This is a genomic window from Vibrio sp. SCP2 (assembly GCF_059295395.1).
This window is the reverse complement of sequence record NZ_JCAFVV010000013.1, coordinates 40,292-52,428: the sequence shown is the minus strand read 5'-3', so window position 1 is coordinate 52,428 and position 12,137 is coordinate 40,292. Positions and strand designations below refer to the sequence as shown.

At 47.1% G+C, this 12,137-nt stretch carries 12 protein-coding genes; 8 read left to right on the top strand and 4 right to left on the bottom strand.

Features of this window, described 5'->3' with window-relative positions:
* Position 1 precedes the first annotated feature (1 nt).
* From ilvM to acuI, 5 genes are all read left to right on the top strand, one after another.
* Positions 2 to 286 carry an acetolactate synthase 2 small subunit gene (ilvM, locus tag AC5O63_RS20970; RefSeq protein WP_004743613.1) on the top strand — a complete coding sequence of 95 codons (285 nt, stop codon included), beginning with the start codon at positions 2 to 4 and terminating at the stop codon, positions 284 to 286.
* 11 nt (positions 287 to 297) lie between these two features.
* Positions 298 to 1,245 (top strand): branched-chain-amino-acid transaminase, encoded by a 948-nt coding sequence (gene ilvE / locus AC5O63_RS20965; protein WP_171325403.1) that lies wholly within the window; start codon positions 298 to 300, stop codon positions 1,243 to 1,245.
* Positions 1,246 to 1,275: 30 nt separating this feature from the next.
* A complete protein-coding gene (ilvD, locus tag AC5O63_RS20960) occupies positions 1,276 to 3,117 on the top strand; it encodes a dihydroxy-acid dehydratase (RefSeq protein ID WP_008075512.1) in 1,842 nt (613 codons plus the stop codon).
* Between the two features lie 3 nt (positions 3,118 to 3,120).
* Entirely contained in the window at positions 3,121 to 4,668 is a 1,548-nt protein-coding gene (gene ilvA / locus AC5O63_RS20955) for a threonine ammonia-lyase, biosynthetic (protein WP_494506142.1), read from the top strand.
* 197 nt (positions 4,669 to 4,865) lie between these two features.
* Positions 4,866 to 5,846: an acrylyl-CoA reductase (NADPH) gene (gene acuI / locus AC5O63_RS20950; protein WP_239827195.1), complete on the top strand. Its 981-nt coding sequence runs from the start codon at positions 4,866 to 4,868 to the stop codon at positions 5,844 to 5,846.
* Positions 5,847 to 5,969: 123 nt separating this feature from the next.
* On the opposite strand, the gene AC5O63_RS20945 is transcribed toward acuI, so the two are convergent.
* Together AC5O63_RS20945 and AC5O63_RS20940 are read right to left on the bottom strand one after the other, a co-directional pair.
* Positions 5,970 to 6,911, bottom strand: coding sequence for a LysR family transcriptional regulator (locus AC5O63_RS20945; RefSeq protein ID WP_004743608.1), 942 nt, complete (start codon positions 6,909 to 6,911; stop codon positions 5,970 to 5,972).
* A gap of 153 nt (positions 6,912 to 7,064) precedes the next feature.
* Positions 7,065 to 7,259 (bottom strand): hypothetical protein, encoded by a 195-nt coding sequence (locus tag AC5O63_RS20940; protein ID WP_004743607.1) that lies wholly within the window; start codon positions 7,257 to 7,259, stop codon positions 7,065 to 7,067.
* 135 nt (positions 7,260 to 7,394) lie between these two features.
* Between AC5O63_RS20940 and tusA the strand changes: the two genes are divergently transcribed.
* Positions 7,395 to 7,643 carry a sulfurtransferase TusA gene (gene tusA / locus AC5O63_RS20935; protein WP_004743605.1) on the top strand — a complete coding sequence of 83 codons (249 nt, stop codon included), beginning with the start codon at positions 7,395 to 7,397 and terminating at the stop codon, positions 7,641 to 7,643.
* Between the two features lie 47 nt (positions 7,644 to 7,690).
* Here the strand turns inward: tusA and AC5O63_RS20930 are convergent, their stop codons facing one another.
* Positions 7,691 to 7,951 carry a hypothetical protein gene (locus AC5O63_RS20930; RefSeq protein ID WP_494506141.1) on the bottom strand — a complete coding sequence of 87 codons (261 nt, stop codon included), beginning with the start codon at positions 7,949 to 7,951 and terminating at the stop codon, positions 7,691 to 7,693.
* A 156-nt stretch (positions 7,952 to 8,107) separates the two neighbouring features.
* Complete coding sequence (locus AC5O63_RS20925; RefSeq protein WP_494506140.1) at positions 8,108 to 8,665, bottom strand: TMEM165/GDT1 family protein; 558 nt, start codon at positions 8,663 to 8,665, stop codon at positions 8,108 to 8,110.
* Between the two features lie 441 nt (positions 8,666 to 9,106).
* Between AC5O63_RS20925 and glyQ the strand changes: the two genes are divergently transcribed.
* Both glyQ and glyS read left to right on the top strand, forming a co-directional pair.
* Complete coding sequence (gene glyQ / locus AC5O63_RS20920; protein WP_004743602.1) at positions 9,107 to 10,024, top strand: glycine--tRNA ligase subunit alpha; 918 nt, start codon at positions 9,107 to 9,109, stop codon at positions 10,022 to 10,024.
* 2 nt (positions 10,025 to 10,026) lie between these two features.
* On the top strand, positions 10,027 to 12,093 hold the full coding sequence (gene glyS, locus AC5O63_RS20915; protein ID WP_494506139.1) for a glycine--tRNA ligase subunit beta: 2,067 nt from the start codon (positions 10,027 to 10,029) through the stop codon (positions 12,091 to 12,093).
* Positions 12,094 to 12,137 lie beyond the last annotated feature (44 nt).

Below are 12,137 nucleotides of genomic sequence, written 5' to 3'. Positions count from 1 at the left end.
CATGGAAAGATATCTAATCGACATCAAAGCGGATGATAAACCAGTACTGTTAGAACGCGTTCTTCGCGTGGTACGCCACCGTGGTTTTATTGTTAAGCAAGTAGCTGGCACGCAAAACCACGAAAGCAAAGTCGCTAGCGTTGAAATCATCGTCGACAGTGATCGTCCTATTTCATTTCTCACCAATCAAATCGAGAAACTTTGGGATGTCCGCACTGTTGAAGTCACGCAAATTGCGAGTGACGAACTCCCAAATAACAACCTACAACAAAAGATTTGTGCATAAGGAAGGCAATAATGGCTACAAAAACAGCAGACTACATTTGGTTTAACGGTGAAATGGTTCCTTGGGCAGAGGCTAACGTGCATGTGTTAACTCACGCTATGCACTACGGTACTTCAGTCTTTGAAGGCGTACGCTGCTACAACACACCTAAAGGCCCAATTGTCTTCCGCCATTTAGAGCATGCAAAACGTCTTAAAGATTCAGCGAAAATCTATCGCTTCCCTATTCCATACACTGTTGAAGAGATTATGGAAGCAACACGCGAAACACTGCGTCAAAACAAACTTGATAGCGCCTACATTCGCCCACTAGGTTTCGTGGGTAACGTAGGTCTAGGTGTATGCCCACCAGTAGGCACTGAAATGGATCTGATCATTGCAGCTTTCCCTTGGGGTTCATACCTAGGTGAAGAAGCACTAGAGAAAGGTGTAGATGCAATGATCTCTAGCTGGAACCGTGCAGCGCCAAACACGATTCCAACAGCGGCAAAAGCTGGTGGTAACTACCTATCTTCACTACTGGTTGGTGGTGAAGCTCGTCGTCACGGCTACGATGAAGGTATTGCGCTCAGTGTCGATGGTTACCTATCTGAAGGTGCTGGCGAAAACATCTTCGTGATTAAAGATGGTGTTATCACTACGCCACCAGCAACCAGCGCAATCCTACCTGGTATCACTCGCGATTCAATTATGACTATCGCTCGTGATCGCGGTTATGAAGTGCGTGAAGCAAACATTGCGCGTGAAGCGCTTTACCTAGCAGACGAAGTCTTTATGACAGGTACTGCAGCAGAGGTCGTTCCTGTTGCAACTATCGATAAGATTGAAGTCGGCAGCGGTAAACGTGGCCCAATCACCAAAGAGCTCCAAGAAGCTTACTTCGGCCTATTTAATGGCACCACAGAAGATAAATGGGGTTGGCTAGATTACGTTTACCCACAAGACGCAGACAAAGCTTAAAAAGCACCGGCAAATATAGGAAGTAACACAATGCCAAAATATAGATCAGCAACCACAACACACGGACGCAATATGGCCGGTGCGCGCGCCTTATGGCGTGCTACGGGCGTTAAAGACGAAGATTTCGGTAAGCCAATCATCGCGGTAGTTAACTCATTTACCCAGTTTGTACCAGGCCACGTACACTTAAAAGACATGGGGCAGTTGGTAGCACGTGAGATTGAAAAAGCGGGCGGAATCGCCAAAGAATTCAACACTATCGCTGTCGATGATGGTATCGCAATGGGCCACGGCGGCATGCTTTATTCACTACCATCACGTGAGCTGATTGCCGACTCAGTTGAGTATATGGTTAATGCCCACTGTGCTGATGCCATGGTGTGTATCTCTAACTGTGACAAAATCACTCCGGGAATGCTAATGGCGTCAATGCGCCTGAATATTCCAGTTATCTTTGTTTCTGGCGGTCCGATGGAAGCGGGTAAAACCAAGCTTTCTGATCAAATCATCAAGCTAGACTTGGTTGATGCAATGATCCAAGGCGCAGACCCGAAAGTGTCAGACGAGCAGAGTGAGCAGATCGAACGCAGTGCATGTCCAACATGTGGTTCATGTTCAGGTATGTTTACTGCTAACTCAATGAACTGCCTAACCGAAGCACTAGGTCTTTCTCAGCCTGGTAACGGATCAATGCTAGCTACTCACGCTGACCGTGAACAGCTATTCCTTAATGCGGGCCGTCGCATTGTTGAACTGACGCGTCGTTACTACGAGCAAGATGACGAATCTGCACTACCGCGCAACATCGCGACCTTTGATGCGTTTGAGAACGCAATGGCACTCGATATTGCAATGGGTGGTTCAACCAACACGATCCTGCACCTGCTAGCTGCAGCGCAAGAAGGTGAAGTCGACTTCGATATGGAAGATATCGATCGTCTATCTCGTCAGGTTCCACACCTTTGTAAAGTAGCTCCTTCAACTCAGAAATATCATATGGAAGACGTCCACCGCGCGGGTGGTGTCATGGCCATTCTTGGTGAGCTTGACCGCGCTGGCCTACTTCACAACCAAGCACGCACCGTTCTTGGTCTGTCAATGAAAGAGCAGCTAGCCAAATACGACATCATCCAAACTGAAGATGAAGAAGTATTGAAGTTCTTCCGCGCAGGTCCTGCAGGTATTCGTACCACTCAGGCATTCTCTCAGGATTGTCGTTGGGATCGTCTTGATGACGACCGCGCTGAAGGTTGTATCCGCACCAAAGACAACGCCTTCAGCCAAGAGGGTGGTCTGGCCGTTCTTTCTGGCAACATTGCATTAGATGGCTGTATCGTTAAGACCGCAGGTGTGGATGAGAGTATTCATAAATTCACGGGCCCTGCGGTAGTGTTTGAAAGCCAAGAAGATGCAGTTGAAGGCATCCTTGGTGGCAAAGTGAAAGCGGGTGATGTGGTTGTTATCCGTTACGAAGGCCCTAAAGGTGGCCCGGGCATGCAAGAGATGCTCTACCCAACGACATACCTAAAGTCTATGGGACTAGGTAAAGAGTGTGCCCTACTGACGGATGGTCGCTTCTCTGGCGGTACATCTGGCTTGTCTATCGGTCACGCTTCTCCAGAAGCAGCTAACGGTGGTGCGATCGGCTTGGTGAAACAAGGCGATATGATCGCTATTGATATTCCGAACCGTTCAATTTCTTTACAAGTTTCAGAACAAGAACTTGCTGAGCGCCGTGCAAAACAAGATGAGTTAGGCTGGAAACCAGTCGACCGTCAACGTGAAGTTTCATTTGCACTAAAAGCGTACGCAAGTATGGCGACCAGTGCTGACAAAGGTGCAGTACGAGACAAATCTAAGCTAGAGGACTAGCTTATGAGTGAGTCAATACTTTCAGGGCAAGAACCTCAAACTGGCGCGGATTACCTGCGCCAGATCTTACGAGCGCCTGTTTATGAAGTGGCGACAGTAACGCCACTTCAAGAGATGCCACGCCTTGCTGCGCGTATTGGTAATAACGTGCAAATCAAACGTGAAGACCGCCAGCCGGTACACTCGTTTAAACTGCGCGGTGCTTACAACATGGTTGCAAGCCTTAGTGAAGAGCAAAAAGCAGCGGGGGTTATTGCAGCCTCTGCGGGTAACCATGCTCAGGGTATGGCGCTTTCTGGGACCAAGCTCGGCATCAAGACCACTATCGTGATGCCAAAAACCACGCCAGATATCAAAGTCGAAGCGGTACGAGGTTTTGGCGGTAACGTAGTGCTGCACGGCAATAACTTTGACGAGGCAAAAGCCGAAGCAGAGCGTCTATCAGCTGAGCATGGCTATACTTTTGTACCACCATTCGATCACCCACTAGTAATTGCCGGTCAGGGTACGATTGGTATGGAGATGCTGCAGCAAAATGGTCACCTCGACTACATCTTCGTTCCCGTAGGTGGTGGTGGTCTAGCGGCAGGCGTCGCAGTATTAGTTAAGCAACTGATGCCTGAAATCAAAGTGATTGCCGTTGAGCCAGAAGACTCTTCTTGTTTGAAAGCAGCTTTAGACGCAGGTGAACCAGTGGTGCTCGATCAAGTGAGCATGTTTGCTGATGGCGTCGCCGTAAAACGCATTGGTGATGAGACTTTCCGCCTTTGTCAGAAATACATTGATGGTCATATCTCGGTATCCAGTGATGAAATCTGCGCAGCTGTAAAGGATATCTTTGAAGACACACGTGCGATTGCCGAACCTTCTGGCGCAGTGGCTTTAGCGGGTTTGAAGAAATTTGCCGAGCAAAATGGGCTGCAAGATAAAAACCTAGGTACGGTTCTTTCTGGTGCTAACACTAACTTCCACGGTCTACGTTACGTCTCTGAGCGCTGTGAACTGGGTGAGAAACGTGAAGGTCTATTGGCGGTAACCATCCCTGAGCGTCAGGGCGCTTTCTTCGAGTTCTGTAACTTGATTGGCGGCCGTGCCGTGACTGAGTTTAACTATCGTTACAACGATGACGCACTAGCCAATATCTTTGTTGGTGTTCGTCTGCAAGACGGGCAAGAAGAGCTGGATAACATCATTCATGACTTGCGTGATGGTGGCTACCCTGTGGTCGACCTCTCTGATGACGAAATGGCTAAGCTGCACGTGCGCTATATGATTGGTGGTAAACCTTCTAAACCACTTAAAGAACGCTTATATAGCTTTGAGTTTCCAGAATACCCAGGTGCACTGTTGAAATTTTTGAGCACACTCGGCACACACTGGAATATCAGCTTGTTCAACTATCGTAACCATGGCGCTGACTATGGTCGCGTACTGTGTGGCTTTGAGTTAGATGAATCCGATTTATCTCGCTTCTCTGCTCACCTACGCGAGCTGGGTTACCAGTGTAAGGATGAAACCGACAACCCGTCGTACAAGTTCTTCCTCTCATAAACTGTTAAGCCCTTAACCCACTTGGTTAAGGGCTTTTTTGTTATCCCATCCGTAGAAAACCTTTCACTTGCTTATACTTTGGTCAAAATGCGTGATGCGCATAGATATAATGCTAAAGTTTCATTTTTGTCATATCTAATTTGGATCTACACTCATAACCAGTTTTTAAATTGCTGCTCTTTTTGTGGAGACCACTTATGTTCAACGCACTGATTCTAAACCAAGAAGAAAAACGTACTATTGCTTCTATCGAGCAAATCGACGAAGCACAACTGCCAGAAGGCGACGTACTGATTGATGTTGATTACTCATCACTAAACTACAAAGACGGTTTAGCAATCACGGGGAAAGGCAAAATTATTCGTAATTTCCCTATGGTTCCAGGTATTGACTTAGCCGGTACCGTAGTGAGCTCTGAAGACAACCGCTACCAAGCAGGTGACAAAGTAGTACTGACTGGTTGGGGCGTTGGTGAAAACCACTGGGGTGGTATGGCTCAGCGTGCTCGCCTGAAAGCTGACTGGCTCGTTCCACTACCAAAAGGGCTTGATAGCAAAAAAGCTATGATGGTCGGTACAGCTGGCTTCACAGGTATGCTATGTGTCCAAGCTCTGCTTGATGCTGGAATTAAGCCTGAAGACGGCGAAATTCTTGTTACTGGTGCAAGTGGCGGTGTTGGCTCAGTAGCAGTAACGCTATTGGCGCAGCTAGGTTACAAAGTAGCAGCGGTAACAGGTCGTGTTGAGCAAAATGGCCCACTACTTGAGAAACTAGGTGCAAGTCGCATTATCGACCGCGTTGAGTTTGAAGAGCCAGCACGCCCACTTGAAAAGCAAGTGTGGGCAGGCGCAGTTGATACTGTAGGCAGTAAAGTACTGGCAAAAGTACTGGCTCAAATGGATTACAACAGCGCGGTAGCAGCATGTGGTCTAGCGGGTGGTTTTGACCTACCTACTACAGTGATGCCTTTCATTTTGCGTAACGTTCGCCTACAAGGTATTGACTCTGTCTCTTGCCCAACCGAAAAACGCATCGCAGCGTGGGAGAAACTGGTAGAGCTACTTCCAGATAGCTACTTTGAGCAAGCTTGTACTGAAGTAGAATTGGCTGAAGCACCAAAATACGCGGAAGATATCACTAACGGTCAAGTAACAGGTCGTGTGGTTATCAAGCTTTAATCGCTAAAAAGCACTTCTGTCATTCCTTAGAGTGAGGAACGAGCGAGTAAGGAATCTCTAAACGTAAGAAATTCCGGATATTTCGTTCCTCAATTCCGGAATGACGTCTCCAATTATTTTCGATCAATCCAAACCAATATCGTCAATGCGCTTGGCAATCAAGCGACTGCACTCTTCCTTTACGATTCCGCGTAACCACTCCTGAGCAGGCGAATGCTCACAGCGTGGGTGCCAAATCATCGAATAGTCGAATGGGGTAAACTGAAATGGCAATGGCTTGATGACTAGGTCATAGCGTTCAGCGACCAAATAAGCCAAGTCTGCCGGAACCGTAATAATCAGTGGCATGGTATCGACAATCGCCAACGCAGCCTCTAGATGGTACGCACGCAGCACCATCTTGCGCTTAGGTTGGTCAACTAACGCCCCTTCAATCAACGCCTTAACACCATCACTAATAGCGATCATCGCATGCGGGTAGTTGAGATAATCCTGCAAGCTGAGCTCTTTGTCTGCTAATGGGTGCTGCTTCGATAGTAGGCACAACACCCCAACCCGACCCAAAATTTCGCTACGCAGTGGCTCTACAGGGCCAATTGGGCGGCAGATCGCTAGGTCTGCACCTTCATAGGTGAGCTGATCGGCTAATCTATCATGCTGAAGTGGTAAAAAGTTAAACGACACATTGGGCGCTTCTTGATAAATACGTGGCAAAGCAAACGGCAAGATAGTTTGCATTGCGTAGTCCGTCGTAGCGATATTAAACGTTTGATCGCAGCTGCTTGGTTCAAACTCAATTGGAGACAACAACTGACGCAGTGATTCTAGTGGCTCACCTAAACAGCGATCAATTTCGAGTGCCTTTTCTGTCGGAATCAGATGTTGACCTTGGCGGGTGAACAAAGGGTCACCAAGCATATCGCGCAGCCGCCCTAAAACACGACTCATCGCGGATTGACTAAGGTTAAGGCGATTCGCTGCTTTGCTCACGCTGCACTCTTCAATCAGTACGCGCAATGCGACCAAGAGGTTGAGATCTCGACGATAAATATCTTCTAATTCCACGCTTAAACCACGTATTTTAGATGGGCATGGGCGTATTGTACCTTTTTCAGGCAAAAAAAATCCCGCTTTTCAGCGGGGAAGCCCAAGAAAACTGGGGATAGTGTCGGAATGTAGTTGAGCGTAGTGATAAAAAACGAAGCGTAGTTGGAAGCGCTACAGTTCGTTTTCGTGTTCTTCAGATGCGCTCGGCCAGCGATGCATCTCAAGCCAAATCCCTACCACCGTCGCACCCATGCCGAGCAAAGGCATAAATGACGACGATTCTGCTGGTGAACGTAAAACAAGTGCGCAAAAAGAGATAAAACACAGCACTGAATAGATGGTTAGACGATCTAAAGCTGTCAACATACTTGCTCTCCTGTTTTAAATGTTACCAACTTGTTAACTAAATTAAAACAAAATGATCGCTTTGCCAAGGGGTTATTGAATATTTTTTCTTCACTAGTATCATCTAGGCCAAATTGAGTAACCAAAGATACGACCATGACATTCAATCCAGAACAGGCAACCAAGACATTAGAGGCGGAAGGATTACGCTGCCCAGAGCCAGTGATGATGGTCAGGAAGACAATTAGAACCATGCAAGATGGTGAAGTACTGCTAGTGAAGGCGGATGACCCATCAACAACTCGCGACATTCCAAGTTTCTGCCGCTTTATGGACCACCAATTGATTGGTTCGCAAACCGAACAACTGCCTTATCAGTATCTGATTAAGAAAGGAATGGCTTAAGCGCCACAACAGAAAAGAAAACGGCAGCCACAAAGGCTGCCGTTGTTTTATTCATCGTATTCTAGTGTGCGGACTTCTGACTGAAGTTTATTGATCTGCTTTCTCATCGCGCGCATCTCTTCATGCATCGGGATAATATGTTCAGCTCGAATCCAAGCTTCAACAGTCAAACCAGTCAAAATAAACGAACCTGCCACAATCGGTAGCCACATATCGGTCAGTACCATTGCTAGCAAACACAGCGCTAGACCAAAGGTGAACAAATAACTCTGACTTTTAGGTGTCATCCCCATATAACGTGTAAGCATAACCTTGCCCTCTCGCTATCATTCACATGGTTAAAGTACCATGACAAGTATGACACTTATATGTCAGTGATCACGACTCAGAATGAAATAAATTCAGAGTTTGAACTGGATCTTTTCACTGCTAGTTATTGATATTTAACACCAACTTAGCCGATGTTATTGAAGCACGGCCGCCGCGGTCGCCAGAGCAATAAACAACAAAGCTGTAATCTTGCGAATTAAATCTAGCGGCATTTTATCGGCGGATAGTTTGCCAATAAGTACCACTGGGACATTGGCCAGCAACATACCAATCGTGGTACCCAGAATGACCCATGTCAGTGCGTCTGGATACTGCGCACCAAGAATCGAAGTCGCGATTTGAGTCTTATCTCCAACTTCAGCGATAAAAAAGGCAATGAAGCTCGCAACAAACGGTCCCCGACTGGAAATCTGTTCATCATCATCAAGTTTGTCAGGGATCAGTACCCAGCCAGCCATCACCAAAAAGCTCACCACCAGCACCCACTTCAAAATATCTGGAGAGAGGTAATCGGCGACAACAACACCAAGCCATGCAGCAAGGGCATGGTTCGCCAATGTAGCTAAAAATATAGCGGCGATGATCGGTACTGGTTTACGGTATCGACTGGCTAAAAGCAGGGACAAAAGTTGGGTTTTATCACCGATTTCCGCCAAGGCAACGGTGGTGATAGAAATAGCTAAAACGCTCACGACATGCTCTTCTGGGGCAGGGATTATAATTTTAACCGAAGACAAACCTCACGCCCCACCCCGGTTCGTGATGATTTGTCTAAGGTCTTGCTAAACGCATGCGACATTGTTGTGATTAAATTGGTCGATACGTCTCGAACGCCATGATGATTTTGCATCAATTATGTTGACGAACGAACTTAACATCCCAGTGTTGATAGTTAAGTAAGCTACTCCCCAAAGACGGCGGAATTCTAACCATCTGAAAGGCGTTTCTCAAGCGATAAACTGCAAATAAACTCCCTTTTAGGAAAATTTGGACGAATAAGCCATTATATTTCCATTAAAGGAGAATTTTGCCTAGGAATTAATCAAGATTAACGCTACTCCCATGCCAAATATCTGGGTATACTTGATTGTTATTTTTTCTCAATTTTTGACACAAGAATCGCGCGAATTACTATGCAAAATTACGATATCAAAACCTTCCAGGGAATGATCCTCGCGCTGCAGGATTACTGGGCACAAAACGGTTGTACTATTGTTCAACCTCTAGATATGGAAGTAGGTGCGGGCACCTCTCACCCAATGACATGTCTACGTGCACTTGGCCCAGAGCCAATGTCGACAGCTTACGTTCAACCTTCACGTCGTCCAACCGATGGTCGTTATGGTGAAAACCCGAACCGTCTGCAGCACTACTATCAGTTCCAAGTAGCTCTAAAACCATCTCCAGATAACATTCAGGAGTTGTACCTAGGCTCACTTGAAGTTCTTGGTATCGACCCGCTAGTACACGATATTCGTTTCGTAGAAGACAACTGGGAAAACCCTACGCTAGGCGCATGGGGTCTTGGTTGGGAAGTATGGCTAAACGGCATGGAAGTGACTCAGTTTACTTACTTCCAGCAAGTAGGTGGCCTTGAGTGTAAACCTGTTACTGGTGAGATCACTTACGGTATCGAGCGTCTAGCAATGTACATCCAAGAAGTAGACTCTGTTTACGACCTAGTGTGGAACATCGCACCAGACGGTAGCAAAGTGACTTACGGTGACATCTTCCACCAAAACGAAGTGGAACAATCAACGTACAACTTCGAACACGCAGACGTAGATTTCCTATTCACTTTCTTCGATCAGTGTGAAAAAGAGTGTAAAGAGCTACTTGAGCTAGAGAAGCCACTTCCGCTTCCAGCTTACGAGCGCATTCTAAAAGCGGGTCACGCATTCAACATCCTTGATGCGCGCAAAGCTATCTCTGTAACAGAGCGCCAACGTTACATCCTTCGTATCCGCAACCTGACTAAGTCTGTTGCTGAGGCGTACTACGCATCACGTGAAGCGCTTGGCTTCCCAATGTGCCGCAACGAGGAGAAGTAATCATGGCAAAAGAATTTCTAATTGAACTGGGTACTGAAGAGCTACCACCAACGCAACTTCGCACTCTAGCGGAAGCGTTCGCAGCAAACTTCGAAGCAGAGTTAAAAGGCGCAGACCTAGCACACGAAGGTGTGAAATGGTACGCCGCTCCTCGTCGTCTAGCACTTAAGGTTTCAGCACTAGCTGAAGGCCAAGCAGACAAAGTAGTAGAGAAGCGTGGCCCTGCAGTTTCTGTGGCATTCGATGCTGACGGTAACGCGACTAAAGCGGCTCAAGGTTGGGCGCGTGGTAACGGTATCACGGTTGAACAAGCTGACCGTCTAGTGACAGACAAAGGCGAATGGCTTCTTTTCAAACAAGAAGTAAAAGGCCAAGCGACGTCTGAAATCGTTGTCGACCTAGCAGCAAAAGCACTGGGTAATCTACCTATCGCTAAGCCAATGCGTTGGGGTAACAAGACAACTCAGTTTATCCGCCCGGTTAAAACGCTAACTATGCTGATGGGCTCTGACCTTATCGAAGGTGAGATCCTAGGCGTAGCATCAGACCGCACTATCCGTGGTCACCGCTTCATGGGTGAGCAAGAGTTCACTATCGAATCAGCAGAGCAATACCCAGCGATCCTAGAAGAACGCGGTAAAGTAATGGCAGATTACGAAGCGCGTAAAGCGATCATCCTTGCTGACTCGCAAAAAGCAGCAGCAGCAGTTGGTGGTGTTGCTGATCTAGAAGACGATCTAGTTGAAGAAGTAACGTCTCTAGTTGAGTGGCCAGTAGTCTTAACTGCGAAGTTTGAAGAAGAGTTCTTAAAAGTACCTTCTGAAGCATTGGTTTACACCATGAAAGGTGACCAAAAGTACTTCCCTGTTTACGATGACAACAAGAAGCTACTGCCTAACTTCATCTTCGTTTCAAACATCGAATCAAAAGAGCCTCGCTACGTAATCGAAGGTAACGAGAAGGTTGTACGTCCACGTCTAGCGGATGCAGAATTCTTCTTTAACACTGACCGTAAGCGTCCTCTAATCGACCGTCTACCTGAGCTAGAGCAAGCTATCTTCCAGAAGCAGCTTGGTACTATCAAAGACAAGACAGACCGCATCACAGAGCTTGCTGGCTACATCGCTGAGCAGATCGATGCTGACGTTGAAAAATCTAAGCGTGCAGGTCTTCTGGCGAAGTGTGACCTAATGACATCAATGGTATTCGAGTTTACCGATACTCAAGGTGTAATGGGCATGCACTACGCGACTCACGATGGTGAAGATGAGCAAGTTGCACTGGCGCTTTACGAGCAGTACATGCCTCGTTTCGCGGGTGACGAGCTACCAAGCACAGGGATCTCTTCTGCGGTAGCAATGGCAGACAAGCTAGATACTATCGTTGGTATCTTCGGTATTGGTCAAGCTCCTAAGGGCTCTGACCCATTCGCACTTCGTCGTGCATCACTAGGTGTACTACGTATTATCGTAGAAAACGGCTACAACCTAGACCTAACAGACCTGATCGCTAAAGCTCAGTCTCTATTTGGTGACAAGCTGACTAACGCAAATGTTGCTGACGACGTAATCGAGTTTATGCTTGGTCGTTTCAATGCATGGTACAAAGACGAAGGCTTCAGCGTGGATATCATCCAAGCTGTACTGGCTAACCGTCCAACTAAGCCTGCAGACTTCGATCAGCGCGTGAAAGCAGTATCTCACTTCCGTGAGCTAGAAGCCGCAGAAGCACTAGCTGCAGCGAACAAACGTGTAGGTAACATCCTAGCGAAATTCGACGGTGAGCTAGCGACAGACATCGACCTTGCGCTTCTACAAGAAGACGCAGAAAAAGCACTAGCTGAAAGCGTTGAAGTGATGACAGAAGCGCTAGAGCCAGCGTTCGCAACTGGTAACTACCAAGAGGCGCTAAGCAAGCTTGCTAACCTACGTGAGCCTGTTGATGCCTTCTTCGATAACGTAATGGTAATGGCAGATGACGAAGCTCTGAAAAAGAACCGTCTAACACTGCTAAACAACCTGCGTAACCTGTTCTTAGAAATTGCCGATATTTCTTTACTGCAGAAGTAAGCACGAAAGTAGGGTCTAAGACCTTACACTAAGTAAGTCTACTC